General features: G+C 57.8%; 11 protein-coding genes and 1 riboswitch. Of the genes, 6 read left to right on the top strand and 5 right to left on the bottom strand.

Features of this window, described 5'->3' with window-relative positions:
- Positions 1 to 2: 2 nt before the first annotated feature.
- Together RGV06_RS00905 and RGV06_RS00900 are read right to left on the bottom strand one after the other, a co-directional pair.
- The gene (locus RGV06_RS00905; protein ID WP_019827271.1) at positions 3 to 818 is read right to left on the bottom strand and encodes a CheR family methyltransferase; all 816 of its coding nucleotides are present in this window, start codon (positions 816 to 818) and stop codon (positions 3 to 5) included.
- Positions 819 to 4,295, bottom strand: a complete 3,477-nt coding sequence (locus tag RGV06_RS00900) for a response regulator (RefSeq protein WP_322149098.1) — start codon at positions 4,293 to 4,295, stop codon at positions 819 to 821.
- Positions 4,296 to 4,471: 176 nt separating this feature from the next.
- On the opposite strand from RGV06_RS00900, the gene RGV06_RS00895 reads away from it, so the two are divergent.
- From RGV06_RS00895 to cobM, 5 genes are all read left to right on the top strand, one after another.
- The gene (locus RGV06_RS00895) at positions 4,472 to 4,834 is read left to right on the top strand and encodes a response regulator (RefSeq protein WP_046810714.1); all 363 of its coding nucleotides are present in this window, start codon (positions 4,472 to 4,474) and stop codon (positions 4,832 to 4,834) included.
- Between the two features lie 136 nt (positions 4,835 to 4,970).
- Positions 4,971 to 5,183: riboswitch (cobalamin riboswitch) on the top strand.
- Between the two features lie 94 nt (positions 5,184 to 5,277).
- On the top strand, positions 5,278 to 5,466 hold the full coding sequence (locus RGV06_RS00890) for a CbtB domain-containing protein (RefSeq protein ID WP_019827274.1): 189 nt from the start codon (positions 5,278 to 5,280) through the stop codon (positions 5,464 to 5,466).
- Between the two features lie 11 nt (positions 5,467 to 5,477).
- Positions 5,478 to 6,179: a CbtA family protein gene (locus RGV06_RS00885; RefSeq protein ID WP_019827276.1), complete on the top strand. Its 702-nt coding sequence runs from the start codon at positions 5,478 to 5,480 to the stop codon at positions 6,177 to 6,179.
- Positions 6,176 to 6,601 (top strand): cobalamin biosynthesis protein, encoded by a 426-nt coding sequence (locus RGV06_RS00880; RefSeq protein ID WP_322149097.1) that lies wholly within the window; start codon positions 6,176 to 6,178, stop codon positions 6,599 to 6,601. The genes RGV06_RS00885 and RGV06_RS00880 overlap by 4 nt, the downstream gene beginning before the upstream one ends.
- Positions 6,602 to 6,665: 64 nt before the next feature.
- A complete protein-coding gene (gene cobM, locus RGV06_RS00875; protein ID WP_048351864.1) occupies positions 6,666 to 7,412 on the top strand; it encodes a precorrin-4 C(11)-methyltransferase in 747 nt (248 codons plus the stop codon).
- Between the two features lie 207 nt (positions 7,413 to 7,619).
- Here the strand turns inward: cobM and nfuA are convergent, their stop codons facing one another.
- Positions 7,620 to 8,204 carry a Fe-S biogenesis protein NfuA gene (gene nfuA, locus RGV06_RS00870; RefSeq protein ID WP_019827280.1) on the bottom strand — a complete coding sequence of 195 codons (585 nt, stop codon included), beginning with the start codon at positions 8,202 to 8,204 and terminating at the stop codon, positions 7,620 to 7,622.
- A 111-nt stretch (positions 8,205 to 8,315) separates the two neighbouring features.
- Positions 8,316 to 10,613, bottom strand: a complete 2,298-nt coding sequence (locus RGV06_RS00865; RefSeq protein ID WP_322149096.1) for a fatty acid cis/trans isomerase — start codon at positions 10,611 to 10,613, stop codon at positions 8,316 to 8,318.
- Between the two features lie 154 nt (positions 10,614 to 10,767).
- Here RGV06_RS00865 and metH point away from each other — a divergent pair, with 154 nt between their 5' ends.
- On the top strand, positions 10,768 to 14,478 hold the full coding sequence (metH, locus tag RGV06_RS00860; RefSeq protein WP_322149094.1) for a methionine synthase: 3,711 nt from the start codon (positions 10,768 to 10,770) through the stop codon (positions 14,476 to 14,478).
- A gap of 38 nt (positions 14,479 to 14,516) precedes the next feature.
- On the opposite strand, the gene RGV06_RS00855 is transcribed toward metH, so the two are convergent.
- Entirely contained in the window at positions 14,517 to 20,924 is a 6,408-nt protein-coding gene (locus tag RGV06_RS00855) for an NEL-type E3 ubiquitin ligase domain-containing protein (protein WP_322149093.1), read from the bottom strand.
- Between the last annotated feature and the right edge of the window lie 66 nt (positions 20,925 to 20,990).

Raw genomic sequence — 20,990 nt, 5'->3', positions numbered from 1 at the left:
TGTCATAGCTTGCGGTAGATCCGTTCTTGCTTGAGCACGGGGGAAAACTGTTTGCTGTAGTCCGAAAAATCGAGGGTCTCCTTGCTTCCAAGCATCAGAAAACCGCGATGGCATAACGACTCTTCGAACAGACCGAAGGCTCTGTTTTGAAGATTTTTATTGAAATAAATCAACACGTTACGACATGAAATTAAATTGGTTTCTGAGAATACGCTGTCGGTTGCCAGGCTGTGATCGGCGAACGTCACGTTCTCGCGCAGCGACTTGTCAAAAATGGCGTAGTCGTAGGCTGCGGTGTAGTAATCGGCAAACGAACGCTGACCGCCGGCCTTTTGATAGTTGTGGGTATAGGCCCGAATATTGTCCAGGGAGAAAATCCCCTGCTTGGCTTTTTCCAGAGACCGCGGGTTGATATCGGTCGCATAGATGATCGTACGGTCCAGCAGGCCCTCTTCGCGCAGCAAGATGGCCATGGAGTAAACCTCCTCGCCAGTGCTGCAACCCGCAATCCAGATCTTCAGCGACGGGTAAGTCTTGAGGATCGGCACCACCTCCTGGCGGATGGCCAGAAAATGCTCCGGGTCACGAAACATCTCGCTCACCGGAATGGTCAGGTACTGCAGCAACTGCATAAAGGCCGTCGGATCATGGAGGATGCGCTCCTGCAAGGCCGAGATGGTGCTGCAGTCGAACTGACGCAACGCATGATTGACCCGGCGCTTGATCGAAGCGCCGGAGTAATCGCGAAAGTCATAACTGTATTTGAGATAGATCGCTTCGATCAGCAGCCTTAACTCGATGTCAGTGTTTCGTTGCACTTAGAGTCGTTCCATTTTCGGTAGCCAGACCCGGATCAACGAAAACAGTCGATCCAGATCAATCGGTTTGGCCAGGTAGTCATTGGAGCCTGCTTGCAGGCAGCGCTCCTGATCGTCCTTCATTGCTTTGGCCGTGACCGCAATGATTGGCAGCTTGCGCCAGCGCGGGTTTTTGCGAATTTCCACGGTCGCTTCGTAGCCATCCATCTCCGGCATCATCACGTCCATCAACACAAGGTCGATGTCTTCCATTTCTTCAAGGCGCTCGATGGCTTCGCGGCCATTGCGCCCAATCACCACAATGGCGCCCTTTTGCTCCAGGGCACTGGTAAGGGCAAAGATGTTTCGTACATCGTCATCCACCAACAGAACCTTGCGCCCCTCGAACACCTTGTCGCGGCTACGAGCGGTCTTGAGCATCGTTTGCCGGTCATGGGACAACTGAGATTCAACTTTGTGCAGAAATAATGTCACTTCATCGAGCAAACGCTCGGGTGAGCGGGCGCCCTTGATGATGATGGAACGCGAATACTTGCGCAGCTCGGCCTCTTCATCCCGGGTCAGATTGCGCCCGGTGTAGACGATCACCGGTGGGAACGAGCAGATATCTTCAGTGGACATGCGCTTGAGCAGGTCGTTACCCAGCATGTCGGGCAACTTGAGGTCGATGATCATGCAGTCGTAGATAGTGGTGCGTAGCAGGTCAAGCGCCTCCTGGGCAAAGCCAACTGCGGTGATTTCAATGTCATCGTCGCCGATCAGGCGGGCAATGCTGTCGCGCTGCAGGTCATCATCCTCAACCAGCAGCACCCGCTTGACCTTCTGTGTCAGCTTGGCCTCCAGGCGGGCAAACACGTTCCTCAGTTCTTCACGGGTAGTCGGCTTCAAGGCGTACCCCACCGCGCCCATATGCATGGCGGCTTCGACCCGGTCCTCGGCGGAAATGACATGAACCGGTATATGCCGGGTCGGTGCCATTGCCTTAAGACGCTGCAACACCGTAAGCCCCGGGTGATCCGGCAGGCGTATGTCGAGCAGGATGGCATCGGGAATGAACTGCACCGCCAGGCTGAAACCTTCATCCGCACCATGGGCAACCAGGCAGCGATAGCCCAACTCATGCGCAAGATCGAAGAGGATCTGTGCAAAGTTGGGTTCATCTTCAATCACCAAAATACAGCGTGTGGTAAATGGCGCCTGTTCGCGGTCATCCAGGAATCGCTCGATTTCAACGGGTGCATCCACCGCCAGCAATGGCCGGGGTTCGGTCACCTGCAACACAGCCCGGGGTGAGTGGCCTGCAGGCAGTTGCACGGGCTCCTCTTCGTGCTCCACATAGTGCTCAGGCAGGGTCAGGGTAAAGAGGCTGCCTTTACCTGGTTCACTGCTGACTTTGATCGAACCGCCCAGCAAAGTCGCCAGATCACGGGAGATCGACAGGCCCAGCCCGGTGCCGCCGTAACGGCGGTTAGTGGTGCCATCGGCCTGACGGAAGGCTTCAAAGATGCAGTCCTGTTGTTCCTCGCAAATCCCGATTCCGGAATCGCGCACCGTAAAGGCAATACCTTCGCCCGGCTGACGGGATACCGTCAGGCTGACCTGACCTTTTTCCGTGAACTTGACCGCGTTGGACAGCAGGTTTTTAAGAATCTGCTCCAGACGCTGGCTGTCGGTGTAGATCATCGGCGGCGTGCCAGGTTGCAGCTGGACCTCAAAGTCCAGGGACTTATCGCCCGCCAGCGGCTGGAACATGCTGCGCAAGCCTTCGACCACACGTGCCACGCTGGTGTGCTCGGGGCGTACTTCGAGTTTTCCGGCTTCTACCTTGGAAATATCCAGAATGTCATTGATCAGGTTAAGCAAATCGTTGCCCGCCGAGTAAATCGATTCGGCGAACTTGACCTGTTCTGCAGTGAGGTTCTGGTGCGGGTTTTCGGAGAGCAGCTTGGCCAAAATCAAGGAGCTGTTGAGCGGTGTGCGCAGCTCATGGGACATGTTGGCCAGGAACTCGGACTTGTACTTGCTGGATCGTTGCAGCTCTTCTGCCCGCTCTTCGAGCTGCACTTGCGCCTGATTAAGCTCGCTGTTCTTGAGGTCCATGGCATCTCGCTGACCGGCCAACTCCTCGTTGGTCTGCTCCAGCTCGGCCTGCTGGGTCTCAAGGCTGGTCTGCGACTCTTTAAGAATGCGCGACTGCTCTTCGAGCTCCTCGTTGGCGGTTTTGAGTTCTTCCTGCTGCACTTGCAGCTGCTCGTTGAGCTGCTGGGTTTCGGCCAATACCTCTTGCAGACGTTGGCGATAACGGGCCGCTTCAATCGACATGCCGATATTGTCGGCGATCAACTCGAACAGCTCTATGTCCCGCTCGCTCAAAGGCCTCAGGAAGCCCAGCTCAATGACCCCGTTGACTCGATCATCGTCACTGGTGGGCACCACCAGAACACTGCGCGGACTGCCTTCGCCCAGCCCGGAGCTGACCTTGAAGAAATAATCGGCGGGCACATCGTCCAGGCGAATCAATTTATCCTGGCGCACTGCCTGCCCGACAATGCCTTCACCATTGTGGATCAACTGGCCCTGAGCCTCTTGCTCGCGGGAAAAGCCATAACTGGCTACACGCTTGAGGTCACCGTGATCTTCACGCACATACACGGCAGCCACTACAGACCCCAGGTACTGGGCACAAAACTGCAGGATATTGTGACCCAGCATATTGAGGGTCAGACGCCCCAACACCTGTTCAGCCAGTTCAGTCTGACCGTTGCGCAACCATGCCTGTTGTTCCAGGCGCTGCGCGGTCTTGATTTGTGACTCGAAGGCATTGTTGTAACTCTTTGAAAGTTCAAGCAAATCGCGACGACCGATATAGGCTAAAAAGCCCCCCAGACCCAGTACAAAAATCAGATACAGGCCAATACTGATGATCGTGGTGCGACTGACCTCCTCACTGCGGGCCACTCGCAATTGCTGCTCCATCTGGATGAAGTCGTCATACTCCTTGCGAATTTCATCACTCAGGCGCTTGCCACGGCCAGCTTGTATCGCGGACCGGTAATCACCGTCCTGGCGGCGGATATCGACCATCGATTGCGCGTAGGTGTTCCACTCGTTTTGCAGTGCCTCAAGGCGTTTCAGGCGGTCGATCTGCTGCGGGTTGTCACTGACCAGTTCCTGCAACCCCTGCAACTGGACCCCGATTTGCGGCTTGGCCACGGCGTAGGGGTCCAGAAAATGCTCATCACCGGTAATCAGGAACCCGCGCATGCCGGTTTCAAGATCGACTGTCAGCCGAACGGCTTCGTTGGCATTGCTGATAACCCGGTCGCTATGCTCAACCCACCTGATGACTGACAGCAAATAGCTGACCATGATCACGAATAACGCGGCACTGAGCACACCAACCGCCAGGGGCAAGCCAACGTTGCGACTCAGGAGCTTGCGAAAGCTTCGCTCATCAATTGATGCAGGTGAGTTCATTTTCAGGCCTGTGAGCAGTCTTAAAAAACTGGAGTTTGCCGGATTACCGAGCAATAGTTCTATTTTCTTACCCTCATAAAGCACTTTTTCGTACAAACAGACACACTCAAACGCAGGTCAAGGCTATCCTTGCTGCTTGCCAGACCCACGCTTAAATTTTTATCGAGATCATGATTATGTCCGCCACACCCTCCACCATCCTTGTGGTTGAAGACGACGCCATTGTTCGGATGCTGATCGTTGACGTGCTGCAAGAACTGGAGTTCAGCGTGCTTGAGGCCGATGGCAGCGAGCAGGCCATGGAAATGCTAGAGGATGCGGCCCAGCACATTGACCTGTTAATGACCGACGTCGGATTACCGGGCATGGACGGCCGGGAGCTGGCAAGCAAGGCCCGCCAATTGCGCCAAAAACTGCCCATCCTGTTCGCCAGCGGCTATGCCGAAACCCTTGAGGTTGCAGAGGGCATGGCGGTGATTGGCAAACCTTTTTCCATTGACCAACTGCGTGACAAAGTCAAAAGCATGCTGACCGCCTGACGTGTAGCTGTTCTCTTATTGGACAAGGCCCTGTGGGAGCGAGCCTGCTAGCGAATGATTTTCGCGAGCAGGCTCGCTCCCACAGTAGAGGTGTATCTATCGCCCTTGAATTGACGCTTCCAACGGGCTGTGGTTTCCTACACATCTTGTATCAGGTGCCCTTCACAGGGTGAAACGGGAAACCGGTGCGTCAGGCGTTCAGTCCTGACAAGTCCGGCGCTGCCCCCGCAACGGTAAGCGAGAGAAACATCAGATCCACTGTGCCGTGTGCATGGGAAGGAGATGTTTGCAGGCTCAACCCTTGAGCCCCTCGCAAGCCCGGAGACCGGCCTGGTTATTTGAATGACAAACCCGCGGTGGGCGGGCGCTGTTTAACCCTGCGGGCTTCGTTCGTGGGGTTTTCTTGCGCTTTGCTGCCCGTCGTCTGACCAGAGGCAAGCGCCATGTCCATTAGCACCAGCCGTACCCATTCCGCTGCTACCACTGCCACTCAAAGCCAACGCATTGTGGCTGCTGTCGGCGCTGCGGTGCTGGGAGCCTTTCTTGTCTACTTCGCCGGGTTCTCGCATATCGATGCGGTCCACAATGCGGCCCATGACACCCGTCACAGCTCCGCCTTCCCGTGCCATTGAGACTGCCTGCCATGATTAAGCGTATCGCTCAAACCGCAGGCTTCACCGGCTTGCTGGCCGCCCTGCTGCTGACCTTGATGCAAAGCCTGTGGGTTTCCCCGCTGATTTTGCAGGCCGAAACCTATGAAAAACCTGCCGCCACAGAAGTGCACGAGCATGCCGACATGGCCATGCCTGCCCATGAACACGACGCCGAGGCCTGGGAGCCGGAAGATGGCTGGCAGCGCGTGCTGTCCACCACTGGCGGCAATCTGGTGGTGGCTGTCGGTTTTGCCTTGATGCTGGCGGGTCTTTACACCTTGCGTGCCCCGACCCGCACGTCCCAGGGTCTGCTCTGGGGGCTTGCCGGTTATGCGGTGTTCTGCCTGGCCCCAACCCTGGGCCTGCCGCCCGAGCTGCCGGGCACTGCAGCGGCCGACTTGCTGCAACGCCAACTCTGGTGGGTCAGCACCGCAGCCTCGACCGCAGTGGCAATCGCATTGCTGGTCTTTGGCAAGCATTGGGCGCTGAAAGTGCTGGGCGTGGCGATTCTGGTGGTACCGCATATTTTTGGGGCGCCGCAGCCACTGGTGCACTCAAGCCTGGCTCCTGAAGCACTGGAATCTCAGTTCAAGATTGCCTCGCAGCTGACCAACTTCGCTTTTTGGCTGGCACTGGGCGTGATTAGCGCCTGGCTGTTTCGCCGCAAGTCTGAAGGCCAGTACTCGGCATGACGGCAACGGGCACAGTGCCAATCCTGGTGATGGGTCTGGGCTGCCGCCAGGGATGCAGCGTTGCGCAGCTTTTGAGTTTGATCGAAAGCTCCCTGGCTCAGGCCGGGATCGCACTGAGCGCGGTCAGTGGCTTGGCCAGTATCGATCTCAAGCGCCAGGAACCCTCGCTGCTGCAACTGGCAGCCCAACTGAACCTGGGGTTTGAGGTCTTCAATGCTGAACAGCTTGCCCCGTACGCGTCACAGCTGAGTCATCGCTCCAACATTGCGTTTGAGCACACCGGTTGTTTCGGCGTTGCCGAAAGTGCCGCACTGGCCCTGGCCGAGCAGCTCGCAGGCGCACCCGCGACCCTGCGGATTACGCGACAAAAATCACCCGGGGCGACCTTTGCGTTGGCCTCTTTTGAGCAAAACCCGCGATAATCACCCGCCTCACTATGAGCGTTGTTCAAGAACAGCTCTATCTCGACCCTTTCAAGAGACTGCCATGACTGTTTATTTCATCGGCGCCGGACCCGGCGATCCTGAGCTGATTACCGTCAAGGGCCAGCGCCTGATACGCAGTTGCCCGGTGATCATTTACGCCGGCTCACTGGTCCCCGAAGCGGTACTGCAAGGCCATCAGGCCGAGCAGGTGATCAACAGTGCGCCGTTGCACCTTGAGCAAATCATCACGCTGATCAAGGCCGCCGATGCCAAAGGTCAGGACGTCGCCCGCGTACACTCCGGCGACCCCAGCCTGTATGGGGCCATAGGCGAACAGATCCGCTGCCTGCGCGAGCTGAAAATTGCCTTTGAGATTATTCCGGGCGTAACGGCCACCGCAGCCTGCGCGGCCATCCTGGGCGCAGAACTGACGCTTCCCGATATCTCGCAAACCGTAATCTTGACCCGCTACGCAGAAAAAACCGTCATGCCGGCCGGAGAAGAACTCGCCAGTCTGGCGCAGCACAAGGCGACCATGGCCATTCACCTGGGGGTCAAAAACCTTGAGAGCATCGTTGCCGAACTGACCCCGCACTACGGCAGCGATTGCCCGATTGCAGTGATTCATCGTGCCAGCTGGCCTGATCAGGACTGGGTGCAAGGGACCCTTGAAGACATTGTGGCCAAAGTCCAGGCCAAAGGTTTCAAGCGCACGGCGCTGATTCTGGTGGGCCGGGTCCTGGCCAGCGACAGCTTTTCGGATTCGTCGCTGTACCGCGCGGGACATGCGCATTTGTATCGGCCTTGAACGCTCTCGCCCCTGTGGGAGCGGGCTTGCTCGCGATGCAGACGGCGTGGTCTGTCAGGTAAACCCCATTGCTGCCATCGCAGGCAAGCCAGCTCCAACAGGTTCTGCTGCGCCCGCACAATCCGAATCTCGCAGCCATAAAAAAACGGTGCTCACGGGGCACCGTTTTTTCTTCAGCTTCGCAGCGAACACCCTGTTACCGATAACTCAGTAGTAGGCGTTTTCTTTCTGCGAGTGGTCGGTCACGTCACGAACGCCCTTGAGCTCCGGCACACGCTCAAGCAAGGTGCGCTCGATACCTTCACGCAAGGTCACGTCCGCCTGGCCGCAGCCCTGGCAACCGCCACCGAACTTGAGCACCGCGATACCGTCTTCTACCACTTCAATCAGGCTGACCTGACCACCGTGGCTGGCCAAACCGGGATTGATCTCGGTTTGCAGGTAATAGTTGATGCGCTCGTTGATCGGGCTATCGGCATTGACCATCGGCACTTTGGCGTTGGGCGCCTTGATGGTCAACTGACCACCCATGCGATCGGTGGCGTAATCCACCACGGCATCGTCAAGGAAGGGTTCGCTGAACGAATCGATCCAGGCAGTGAAGCTTTTAAGGCCGATGGCGGTATCTTCAGATTTGACTTCAGCCGGCTTGCAGTAGGCAATGCAGGTTTCGGCGTACTGGGTACCGGGTTGGGTGATAAAGACGCGGATGCCGATACCGGGGGTGTTCTGCTTTGACAGCAGATCAGCCAGGTAATCGTGGGCAGCGTCGGTAATCGTTATGGCGCTCATGGAATCTCCTCGCAGACATGGGACGCAGTTTACGCCAATCGGCGCCCCTGACAAAGTCCTAGTGTTTTTGTCAGGAAAGCCACACCCCATGTATCCAAATCTAGTGGCTGATTACAGGTTTTCGTAGCGGTTCATATCCAGCACACCTGCCTCCACCGGGTCGGTTTCGCTGATGTATTGGCCAATATCGTGAAAGTACTGCCAGAACTGCGGATGGCTGCGGCGAATCCCCCAACGCTCGACGATGGTGTCAAAGCTCGCTTGATCCTTTGATTTTTCCATGGCTTCAACAAAGGCCTCCACATCCCCGGTCGGGACATTGAACATAAAGTTCGGGTAGCTGCTGAGCACCCCTGGGTAAATGGCCAGGGTGTCCAGCCCCGGCTGCAGGCGGTATTCCTCACCCAGCATGAAGGCCACGTTGGTGTGCGCACGATTGCGCAGCATGCTGTACATCTCGCGCTTGCCGTCAGTGCCTTCGATCCGCAGCATGCTGGCTTCTGGCAGTTGATTGATCACCGCGAGCCCGGCTGCAGGGCGCGAGGTCAAACGGCTCAGGGCCTGCTCGGCGTATCTGAACTCTTGCGCGATATCAGGACGTGAACAGTACGCGCCAGTGCAACGGTTGATCGGGTCTGGCCGTGCATTCAGAGTGCCGGTGCGCTCAATCAGCTTAAGAGCAAAGTCCCGTTTGGGGTCGACGGGATCGAGTTTGATGCCGCTCGGTGTGTCGTTATCAATTTTCTGATAGTCCATCCACATCTTCAGCTTGCCGCTGTTCTGATACCAACTGCTCAAGATGCCTGAACGGGAGTCAGCGGGCATCAGGCGCAGGAAGTTGACCTCGGCGCCGTTGCGGATCAAGTCAAAGTACAAGCGCGTCTGTGCCTGGTGCGAGACGTTGCCGAACACATCGAAGTTGACCGCCAGTTGATAGTACGTCCGCTCAAGCAGGGGGTAGTCAAACAGCCACAGGGTCTTGGGGATTTCGCCGATCAGGCCCTTGCTGACGCTGGCACTGTCGAAGTGACGGAAAACGGTCAATAAGGCGTTGTCGTTCCCCGCCCACAGGGTCGACCAGCTCGGCGGCGGCATGTCGGCATAGGCTTGCTGGCGCAGTTTTTCATAGTCATTGCGCTTGTTGCGATAGCTATGCCACAGCGAAATAACGCTGCCGACGTCGTCGATCTGGCCCGGCATGGCCAGCAACGGCGTCGCAGCGCCTCGGTAGGCCGCATCGGTGACATAGCGATCACGAGCAGGCTCCTGGAACACGGTCCAGAAGTTGTCGCGAATCACGTCTGTTGCAATTTGCCCACGGCACACTGGCCCACGGATAAAGGTGCGTACGAAATACTCGGCGTTGTCGAGCATGAACTGGTAACGCGCCACCGCCGGTATCGCTTCAAAGGTTGCAAACGGGTTAGCCCGGCCACGCGGCCCATAGCCCGGCAAGCTCGTGGCATGCCAGTCGCCGCTGTAGAACAGCTGTTTGACCCGCGCCAGCTTGTGCGCGCCCATCGGATAGGTGATGTGGGTTTTGTGCACGATCACACCCTGCACGGGCATCAACCGATAGTAAAACAGGGTGCCCGGATCGTCGTTTGGACGGCGGGTGGCAATCAGGTCAATCGGCTGGCCGCTTGGGGTGCGTGAACGTACCCACTGGAAGAAATGCCCCGGTACACCGTTGTCGAAATAGGTATGGGCCAGAAACAAATGCTCATACAACCAGCGCGCCACAAGGGCTTCGGTTGAGCCCGGACGGTTGAGCAACTCCTCCCATTCGCTGATCTGTGCCGCCTCGACCGCGGTGGGCTTGATCGCATGTTGATCCACGGGTGCACCCTGGGCCAGCCAGGTTTGCACGGTGGTGTATTGTTTGTCGGTCAGCCCAGTCACAGCCAACGGCATGCCTTCTTTCGGATGGCGCTGCGCGTAGGCATTGAACTCCCCTGGCGCCGCACAGACGTTCTCGCGATTAAGGCCCAGGACGATCTCCTGAGGCAGCTTGGCATTAGGGGTCAACGGGGTGCTGTGGCCCAACTCCAGCATCCGCGCCATCAAGGAAGCCTGGGCTCCCTGGGCGTCCAGCACCGAATAGAAACCCTTTAGCCGCCACTCCTGCTGGCCATCGGCATCATAGAAAATTCGCGTCGGTTCAACCGCATCGACACGATCTCCTTTATAGACCGGCACCTTGCTGGCACCCCGGGTCGCGCCCTCCGCGCTCCCCAGGTTCAACTGGCAGGCTGCGTCGTTGCATGCATGGCAGGCAACGCACTTTTCGGTGAGGATCGGCTGAATGTCCCGGGTGTAGGAGATTGCCGGACTAACCAACGGGGCCTGTGCCAACGCTGTACTGCACGCCACCAGCGTCACGGCGCTGGCGAGTAGGCGAAAAAACATGTGCCAGTGTCCTGATATCAAAAATATGTCGCGATTCTACCTGTCGCTGACCCGCTACAACGTGAATGAAATTCATGTAAATCAGCGAACGCTCAAATCCCACGCAGGTTTGTTATGATTTCGCATCTTTTGCATGGCTCTAACAGGTAGTCCTATGTCTGACCGCAGCGCTCGTCTCCAAGCACTTCAGCAAGCCCTCAAAGAGCGCATTCTGATTCTCGATGGCGGCATGGGCACTATGATCCAAAGCTACCGCCTAGAGGAACACGACTATCGTGGCACACGCTTCGCCGACTGGCCGAGCGACGTCAAAGGCAACAACGACCTTTTGATCCTCAGCCGCCCCGATGTGATCGGGGCCATTGAGAAGGCGTATCTGGATGCCGGCGCCGACATTCTCGAAACCAACACATTCAACGCCACCCAGGTTTCACAGGCCGACTACGGCATGCAGGCTTTGGCCTACGAGCTAAACGTAGAAGGCGCACGCCTTGCGCGCAAGGTGGCAGATGCCAAGACCCTCGAAACACCGGACAAACCACGATTTGTCGCAGGCGTGCTCGGCCCTACCAGCCGTACGTGTTCGCTGTCGCCGGATGTCAATAACCCGGGCTACCGGAACGTCACCTTCGATGAACTGGTGGAGAACTACACCGAAGCCACCAAGGGCCTGATCGAAGGCGGCTCTGACCTGATTCTGATCGAAACCATTTTCGACACGCTCAATGCCAAAGCCGCAATCTTCGCTGTACAAGGCGTATTCGAAGAGCTGGGCATCGAGTTGCCGATCATGATCTCAGGCACCATCACCGATGCGTCGGGCCGTACCTTGTCAGGCCAGACCACCGAAGCGTTCTGGAACTCGGTGAGCCACGCCAAGCCGATTTCGGTCGGTTTGAACTGCGCCCTGGGCGCCAGCGAGCTGCGTCCGTATCTTGAAGAGCTGTCGAACAAGGCCAGCACCTACGTCTCGGCTCACCCGAACGCCGGCCTGCCCAACGAATTCGGTGAGTACGACGAACTGCCGTCCGAAACCGCCAAGGTCATTGAAGAGTTCGCCCAAAGCGGCTTCCTGAATATTGTCGGCGGTTGCTGCGGCACCACCCCGGGCCATATCCAGGCCATCGCCAATGCCGTGGCCGGTTACGCCCCGCGCCAGATTCCGGACATCCCCAAGGCCTGCCGCCTTTCAGGTCTGGAGCCGTTTACCATTGATCGCAGTTCGTTGTTCGTCAACGTCGGCGAACGTACCAACATCACAGGTTCTGCCCGCTTCGCCCGCCTGATCCGCGAAGACAACTACACCGAAGCCCTGGAAGTCGCGCTGCAACAGGTTGAGGCCGGTGCGCAGATCATCGACATCAACATGGACGAGGGCATGCTGGATTCGAAGAAGGCCATGGTGACCTTCCTCAATCTGATTGCTGGCGAGCCGGATATCTCTCGCGTACCGATCATGATCGACTCCTCCAAGTGGGAAGTGATCGAAGCGGGCCTCAAGTGCATTCAGGGCAAGGGCATCGTCAACTCGATCAGCATGAAAGAAGGCGTCGAGCAGTTCAAAGAACACGCCAAACTGTGCAAGCGCTATGGCGCCGCAGTGGTAGTGATGGCCTTCGACGAAGCCGGTCAGGCCGACACCGAAGCGCGCAAAAAGGAAATCTGCAAACGCTCCTACGACATCCTGGTCAACGAAGTGGGCTTCCCGCCGGAAGACATCATCTTCGACCCGAACATCTTCGCCGTGGCCACCGGCATTGAAGAACACAACAACTACGCTGTGGACTTCATCAACGCCTGTGCCTATATCCGCGACGAGCTGCCTTATGCCCTGACGTCGGGCGGCGTGTCCAACGTGTCGTTCTCGTTCCGTGGCAACAACCCGGTGCGTGAGGCGATCCACTCGGTGTTTTTGCTGTACGCGATCCGCAACGGCCTGACCATGGGTATCGTCAACGCAGGCCAGCTGGAGATCTACGACCAGATCCCGACCGAGCTGCGCGACGCGGTGGAAGATGTAGTGCTCAACCGCACCCCCGATGCGACCGACAATTTGCTGGCCATTGCCGACAAGTACAAGGGCGATGGCAGCGTCAAAGAGGCTGAAACTGAAGAGTGGCGCAGCTGGGACGTCAACAAGCGTCTGGAGCACGCACTGGTCAAGGGCATAACGACTCATATCGTTGAAGACACCGAAGAGTCGCGCCTGTCCTTCAAACGCCCGATCGAAGTCATCGAAGGCCCGCTGATGTCGGGCATGAACATCGTTGGCGACCTGTTTGGCGCGGGCAAAATGTTCTTGCCGCAGGTGGTGAAATCCGCCCGTGTGATGAAGCAGGCCGTGGCGCATTTGATCCCGTTTATCGAACTGGAAAAAGGCGACAAACCCGAGGCCAAGGGCAAGATCCTCATGGCTACCGTGAAAGGCGACGTACACGACATCGGCAAGAACATCGTCGGCGTGGTACTGGGCTGCAATGGCTACGACATTGTTGACCTGGGTGTGATGGTGCCCGCAGAAAAGATCCTGCAGGTCGCCAAGGAGCAGAAGTGCGACATCATCGGCCTCTCGGGCCTGATCACGCCGTCGCTGGATGAGATGGTCCATGTGGCGCGAGAGATGCAGCGTCAGAACTTCCATCTGCCTCTGATGATCGGCGGTGCCACCACCTCCAAGGCGCACACTGCGGTCAAGATCGAACCCAAGTACCAGAACGATGCGGTGATCTATGTCACTGACGCCTCCCGCGCCGTGGGTGTAGCCACGCAGTTGCTGTCCAAGGAGCTGAAACCGGCCTTTGTCCAGAAGACCCGCGATGAGTACGTTGAAGTCCGCGAACGTACCGCCAACCGCAGCGCCCGTACCGAGCGTTTGAGCTACCCCGCAGCCATTGCCAAAAAGCCACAGTTCGACTGGGCCAGTTACCAGCCCGTCAAACCCACCTTTACCGGGGCCAAGGTCCTGGACAACATCGACCTCAAGGTCTTGGCCGAGTACATCGACTGGACACCGTTCTTTATCTCCTGGGACCTGGCGGGCAAGTTCCCGCGCATCCTGACTGACGAAGTGGTCGGCGAAGCGGCAACGGCGCTGTACGCCGATGCCCAGGAAATGCTTGCCAAGCTGATCGACGAAAAGCTGATCAGCGCCCGGGCGGTGTTCGGCTTCTGGCCCGCCAATCAAGTCAATGATGACGATCTGGAGCTGTACGGTGACGATGGCCACCCCTTGGCCAAGCTCCATCACCTGCGCCAGCAAATCATCAAAACCGATGGCAAGCCGAACTTCTCGCTGGCCGATTTCGTGGCACCCAAGGACAGCGGCGTAACGGACTACGTGGGCGGTTTTATTACCACTGCCGGCATCGGCGCCGAAGAAGTGGCCAAGGCCTACCAGGACGCAGGTGACGACTACAACTCGATCATGGTCAAGGCCCTGGCCGACCGTCTGGCCGAGGCCTGCGCTGAATGGCTGCACCAGCAAGTTCGAACCCAATACTGGGGTTATGCCAAGGACGAGCAACTGGGTAACGATGAGCTGATCAAGGAGCAATACAGTGGCATCCGCCCTGCTCCCGGCTACCCGGCGTGCCCGGATCATACTGAAAAAGGCACCTTGTTCCAGCTGCTCGACCCAGAAGCTGAAGAAATGCGCGCTGGCAAAAGCGGGGTATTCCTCACTGAGCACTACGCCATGTTCCCCGCGGCAGCGGTCAGCGGCTGGTACTTTGCTCACCCGCAAGCGCAATACTTTGCAGTGGGCAAGGTCGACAAGGACCAGATCGACAGCTACACGGCACGTAAAGGTCAGGACCTGAGCGTGACCGAGCGCTGGCTGGCACCCAACCTTGGCTATGACAACTAAGTAACCCGGCTACAGACAGCTCCTGCGGGGGCTGTCTGTCAAACCGGCGCGATCTCATCGCGCTCACGCTGCGACAAGCGAGTCAGTAGCGCCCGCTGTTCGATTTTCCTTCTCTCGCCCATGGCGACTATTTCGCGACTGTAGGCTTCATCCAGCTCCGGGTGCTGATCCTGCAGGGCTTCAGCCTCCTGCTCATATCGCAGCTCAAGCCGTGAAAACGCCGATGCGTACTTTCGCTGCAGATAGCTCACCCAGTAATCCTGACTGATCAGTTGCTCCATCAAGAGCGGCGAGTTTTGTGCCGCAAGCACCTTGCTACAAGCCGTGTCGATATCTTGATCTGTCACGCCAGAGGCATTTCTGAACAGCATGTCCGTTGGCTGCTTGGGCAAATCCAGGCGCTTTGCCAAGCCAATGCGATAGGCCAGACGAATCTCTGCAGGGTCACGCTCAGGATGCAGGCTGATGTCGGTACGGGAAATCTCTTCCACCTGGCCCAGACGGAACAGGCCGGTGGCCAACTTGAGCAGTACCGGGCCTTCTGCACCGGGGACGACTGAGCGAAGCGCGTTGAACTCATGTACCTTCACTTCAAGATCGCTGAACAACAGGATTCGCCCGTCCCCGCAGGTCATGGGCGAGCGGGCGATGATAAACAGCTCGTTGCGTAGCATTGAATCCATCTCGCCAGCTTCAAGAACACTCCACACCCGACGGGCAAGATCAGCCTTGTCCTGGATGAAGTCACGGCTGTGCTTCAACTGCGCGAGTAAATGAAACAGGCCTTCGCTCCCTTCCTCGGCGCGCAGGGCATCCCAGACCCCATGCCTTGGCGAGTCCGCAGGGATGTTTTCAAACCAGCGCGCCTTCTGCTGATCCTGGGGCTCGGCGCTTGGGTGAACCAGATCTTCATCCGACTCATCGGATGAGTCCACGGCTTCACCCTCCTCCCTCAATGCGCTTTCAATATCTTCACGGTCGTAACCAAGGCTATTGCCCGAAAGGTCCAGATAGTCCCGCAACTCCGAGAACCCTGAGGCCGACAACAGGTTATCGGTCAGATCGGTACTGGCCATGAGCTCATCATTGTCGCCATCAAAGAGCTCGACAGGGATGTACTCAATCTGGTTGTTGCTCAGGTTCAAGTTCCTCAGGGTTGGCGTATTGAGTACACCCATGGGCCAGCGCACCAGCCGGTTACCCCTTAATAAAAGGGTGTGCAGCCGGTTCAAGCCCGTCAGGTCAAAGTTTTCCAACCTATTGTAATTCAGGTCCAGCCACTCAAGCCGTGTCAGCGACTGCAACTGATGGTGCAAATGCTCGGCATCTTCCAACTGGTTGTAACACGCCTCAAGCCGGGTCAAGGTGCCCAATGAGCCAACGGCATCGGGCAAGTGGCTCAAGGCGTTGTTATTGAGTCGCAAGGTGTGCAGCCCGGTAAATCCGCTGATAAACCCGTTGGAGCCTTGGGCGCTGAGCCTGACCCCATTGAGGTTCAGTGTGGTGACATGGGCCAGCGGCTGATCCAGTTGCGGCAGATCGCCAAGGCACAGATCCGAGAAATCAAGGGTGTGGATTTCGTCTTCGTCCGAGATTGCTTCAGCCCCCAATGTATGGCGCCACGACCGGATGATTCGGTCTGCTGCCCGCCTGCGGTCGACTGCGCTGACCCAGCGCCCACCTTCCCTGTAGCTGGGCATGTCTATCCAGCGATTGAGCCGCAGGATCAAACCGTCATGCTGGCGGCTCCACTCAAGCAGTTGGGCATCGATTTGCAGCGCGCCCACTCCTTGCCCACGTATTTGCTCGATACGGTCAATCGCCTCACTGAGCGCTAAATCGGGGTTCAACCGTTGCAACAAAGCGGCCGGGGTCACTGGCGAGTCACCGCGTTCGGACGCTTGACGTCCGGGTAACAACAATTCGGGGTTGTCAGAAACCTCTTCGGGGAAAAACTCGGGTGAGCCACCGGTTCTCCCGGTCGCCAGCAAAAACGGACTGATATCGCCAGCACTCTGGCGCCCTGTGCGTTGCGCGTAAGCGAGCAGTCGGGCGCAGCTTTCAGGGGTCAATCGGCATCCGCGCAATTGCGTGCCCGACATCAGGTCTTCATGCCCCTGCAAGCCTGCCGCCGGAATATCGGTGATGGCGCTGCGACTCATGTTCAATTGCCGCAACTGCGGCAACTGCAAGACGCCCGCGGGCCATTGCTTGATTGCGCTGTGGCTCAGGTCCAGTGACTCCAGGCGCGTCATGGCGCTGACATCCAATGCCGTGACGCGATTACCCTGCAAACTCAACTTCTTCAGTTCGCCCAGGCAATCCAGCAGACCCTGCATCGAGGGTGTTACCGTCAGCTCGTTATAGGTCAGGTCCAGGTCAGTGATCCGAGTGAGGCGTCTTAGCACAGTAGGCAGTGAAGTCAGACCGTTACGACTGAGGTTCAACACGTGAACATTGGCAAACGAACCCAGAAATCGATCTAGCACGTCCAGAGGCATGCCCAGGTTGTTCAAGTCCAGATGCTGCACATGGGCAAACCCGCTCTCGGGCAGCTGTGGCAATTCATCCAGCCGACCTCCCGACAGGTCCAGGTGTCCGGCATTTGAAATGTGCCGCCACGAAGGGCCTGCGCTCACGGCTTCAAACCCCAGTCGGCGGGAAATACCGAGACTCCAGCAGTGTTGGATTTTGTCTACCACCTGGCGGCGAAAAAATACATCGGCGGTCAATGGCCTGCTGCTCAACCAGGCATCCAGCGCAACGTTGAGTGCCTGATTCTCTTCATGGAGTGTATTTACGCGCCCAAACAACTCAGTCATCCCCTGCTCTCTGAGGGCGAATTGGGCCACTACTCTCTCGGCAAATGGCTGGTTGTGAGGGATAAACCGCTTCAGACAACCTTGGCAGTAACCGGCTATCCACTGCTCGACATCCATCAAATGCCCCGGGTTATCGCGCAGGTACTCATAGGCTCGACGGACAGCCCGGGGGTGGATCTTTGACCACTCAAGGCGCAATCCGCGCCACACACGCGGGTGCCCCAAAAACAGTTGCTCGGGCAGTGACTCAATTATCGAGCCAGACAGGTCAAGGACGTCCAGATGCTCCAGCTCAAATAGCCCGAGGGGCCACTGCCCCAGAGTGCCTGCAAGGCGCAAGGCACGCAGCTGTGGCCAACCACTGACGTCCAGCACCCCTACGGGGCCCGTCAGCGACAACCGCTCGATCTGCGGCACCGTCTGCAGTCGATTGATAAAGAGCTGCGAGAACCCTTGCCATCCCGCGTCCAGGGACAATTCTTTGACTGCGGGTAACAGACTCAAACCCTCGGCCACTCGCAGTTGATCTGAGTGGTGGAGGTTCATTTCAAGGCGCTGCACGCCGCTAAAACGTTTCACGAAGCCCATTTGCGGCTCGCTCAGCATCAAGCCAGTGTCCAGTTTTAAGGTCCTGACGTGCGAAAAGTCTGCCTCCAGTACCGGGTAATCGCTGACCCAGCCAAGGTCAAACTCAAGGTTGAGGTAGGAAGAAGGCTCACCGTTGCGCAGCAGGCCTTCCCGCCAACACGTTACCAGCCTGTCGGTGGCATGGCGGCGCATCCTCTGGCTGAATGCGTCCCTGGCGCCGCCGACCCACTGATCCAGCGCGGTGCGCAAGGTCTCCAGTTCGCGCTGCTGGGTCGTCAGAAAATGATAAATCTGTTGATCGGACTGGCCTTCATCCAGGCGCCTTAGAAGGTAATGACTCACCTCCTGGTCAGTCATGTTCGGATAGACATCGCGCATCCGTGAAACCAATGAGGCATCAACCTGCGACACCTCACCTCTGCCCGACAACGGGTAGCCGATCTGGCCATTGAGCTTTTGCAGCCTTGGGCTGGACTTGGGCATGCGCAGTTTTAAAACCCGGGCCATCTCACTGCGATGGGAGGTCGCATATCGCCCAATGGCTTGGGGCAGTTCGGCGCCTGATATGCCCGGCAAAAGCGCGCGACAGTGCAATGCCAGTCGTTCACTGTCGAGGGACGCCAGACTCTGCCGGTAGAGGCCCGCCAACGCGCGGTTCAAACGACCTTGCTGAGCCAGGGCGCGGGCCAGATCGTCGATTTTACCCGGCACCTGCCGGGTCTCGCGCAGGCGCGCCAAGTCATGTTGCCCGACCTGTTCAATCACCTCCCGGGCCGTGCGCTCCGTGAGCATGGGATGCCTGCGGCGAAGCCAGTCGAGATCGGCATTTGACCGGTTCACAGGCTGATCACCCAAGCGGCCCTGTACGTGCTCAAGCCCGAACTGTTCAAGGGTATCCATCAACACTGCGGGTACCGGCAGGCCATCAATATAGATCTTGCGCAGTTCATCGTCGGAGATACCGCTCACATCGCCAATCTGGGCCAGTATCTGGTCATCGAACGCCTCGGTCTCGTGACCCAGACGGCGCAGCAGCGTCTCGCGCGGCCATTGCAAGGGCTGTTCATGATGATGCCGCCAAGCCCCGCCATCATTGTGCTTGAGCAGCGGCTGATACGCCGTGCTGTCTGTAGGGTGTTTGATCCGCCAGGCTTTGAGCGCGGGATCGAATGTCTGCTCGTAGACGTGCCGGTCGATCCGCACCCAGGTTTTGCCATCGACCAGGTACTGCCCCAGCGCATTGGGCTTAACCTGTGGGCCGAACGTCACATCACATTCATAAGGCCCAAGGTCGGGCATCCAGAGCCGGGTTTGAGCATTGGGCAGTATGATTTGTGTGAGTTTGTCGGACCATTTGCTCAGGTTTGCCGTTGGAATTTTCCCCACCCCATAACCGGCGCCGCCCATGGCACCCGCCAGCCCTACATTGATGGCGACTGACTGCAGATGCGCCCAGGCACCCTCCACATCGCCAACACTCCAAGATTCGATGCCGTGATAGATCTCCATCCCCATTTGCAGGGCCATCACAGCCATCATGACCTCGCCCACGCCGGGAATAAAAAACGCGGCCACATTGACCGCGTCCATCCCCAAACCCAGCCAGTAATCAAGACGCTGCTGAAGCAATGCGCTGTCTGCATCCGCCGTGGGCACCGCGAGTAACCGGGCGTTGGCCTTGAGCCGCTCCAGATGCAGGTCATACAACGCTGCAAACAGTTCACCGGGTCGGGGCTCGATGTAAGCCTGACCCAGTTTGAGATCCACCTCATCTACATACACCGGCGCTTCTTTTCCCTTGGGGTCGGGTGTCTTGCGGTAAAGCTGATGGTTAAGCCGTGAAACAAATGCCTGAGCATCTCCTTGGGGCACCCGCTGGGCGAACAGTTCCTGGTAAGCCGGGGTGCGCAGGTTCAGGCCCAACTCATACTGAAACGCTTCCAGCGACGGGTACTCCTTAAGTGGATACAGGGGGGCACCGGGAATCCAGACCACCAAGCGTTCCATATCGGGTTTTTTCATGACGGGCAACTGGACCCCGAAGTCGGTGTCCACCCACTCCGTCACCGGCAGCGTTGAGCGATACGGCCCCATGATCAACACCTGATCCAGGGTAAATCCATACAGTTGCAGCTGGCTGAAGACCACCGGCTTTGCGTTAAGCATGGGGCCAGGGTCGCCATCCAGCACGGCACGTACCATGTCATAAGCCTGCGTAGAGACATGCTGTTGCATGAGTGCCGCGTGCAAGTGGACAGCCAACAAGGCTTTTTGCGCCTCCTGCAGGTGGTGGCGCACGCTGGATGCTCGATTGGGTGCGTCGAACACCTCGCTTAGATGGTCCTGATACTGCTGCCCCAAATCCAGGGCGCGGCATATCTGCGAAAACACCTGGGGAGTCATGGCCAGCTTTTCGCGATAACGAAAACCGGGCACAGGTTTGAGGTTGTCCTGCGCCTGCTTGAACGTACTGATAACGGGTTTTAACCCCCGAACCAGCACATCTGCGATCTGGAGAGAAACGGGATAAGCCGGTACTGGTGTCCAGACATCAAGCGGCAAAGCACCTTCAGGTGCCAGGGCACTGACCTGACCGTTGACCGCCAACGAAAAGGCTTCATTGCCTTCAAAGTTCATCAGCGCGGCTTGCAACAGGCTTTGATGCTGCACGGGCTGGTTGCGCCGCAGATAGAACAGCCGGTTCTTGTTGACATCCATGGCCTGGCCGGCGGCGCTATGACTGTGCAAAGCCTCCTTGAGCCTGGGTTCGGCAAATTCGGTGATCCCTTGCAGCCCCCCGAGGGTTTTGGCCAGGGCCGTATTCGCCCGACGACTGCGATCCTGGCTGGCAATCAGTGCCTGGCGTAACCACCGAGGCGCAAGGGTGAACCACTCGGGCGGCTCATCCCGGGACGCCAACCCCGGCGACAGACGTTTGATATCGTTCACATGAGTGTGTTTGATCCAGCCTGGCAGCTTGCCTTTGATCAATGCAGCGTGCGGCCCCAGGCCGTTGCGTGTGTAAGAATTGCCCATTGAGTAGCCTTCCTGAAACCCGTTTGAATGAGCTTCACTACAACCAAAGGCCGCGCGCAGCGGGCG

The organism is Pseudomonas sp. CCI3.1 (assembly GCF_034313985.1).
GTDB lineage: Bacteria > Pseudomonadota > Gammaproteobacteria > Pseudomonadales > Pseudomonadaceae > Aquipseudomonas > Aquipseudomonas psychrophila.
This window is presented reverse-complemented; position numbering and strand designations above follow the sequence as displayed.

Bases quoted from the DNA above. Each gene is read 5' to 3' on its own strand.
- RGV06_RS00900 (WP_322149098.1), bottom strand. From the start codon at position 4,295: ATGAACTCACCTGCATCAATTGATGAGCGAAGCTTTCGCAAGCTCCTG.
- RGV06_RS00895 (WP_046810714.1), top strand. From the start codon at position 4,472: ATGTCCGCCACACCCTCCACCATCCTTGTGGTTGAAGACGACGCCATT.
- RGV06_RS00890 (WP_019827274.1), top strand. From the start codon at position 5,278: ATGTCCATTAGCACCAGCCGTACCCATTCCGCTGCTACCACTGCCACT.
- RGV06_RS00885 (WP_019827276.1), top strand. From the start codon at position 5,478: ATGATTAAGCGTATCGCTCAAACCGCAGGCTTCACCGGCTTGCTGGCC.
- RGV06_RS00880 (WP_322149097.1), top strand. From the start codon at position 6,176: ATGACGGCAACGGGCACAGTGCCAATCCTGGTGATGGGTCTGGGCTGC.
- cobM (WP_048351864.1), top strand. From the start codon at position 6,666: ATGACTGTTTATTTCATCGGCGCCGGACCCGGCGATCCTGAGCTGATT.
- nfuA (WP_019827280.1), bottom strand. From the start codon at position 8,204: ATGAGCGCCATAACGATTACCGACGCTGCCCACGATTACCTGGCTGAT.
- RGV06_RS00865 (WP_322149096.1), bottom strand. From the start codon at position 10,613: ATGTTTTTTCGCCTACTCGCCAGCGCCGTGACGCTGGTGGCGTGCAGT.
- metH (WP_322149094.1), top strand. From the start codon at position 10,768: ATGTCTGACCGCAGCGCTCGTCTCCAAGCACTTCAGCAAGCCCTCAAA.
- RGV06_RS00855 (WP_322149093.1), bottom strand. From the start codon at position 20,924: ATGGGCAATTCTTACACACGCAACGGCCTGGGGCCGCACGCTGCATTG.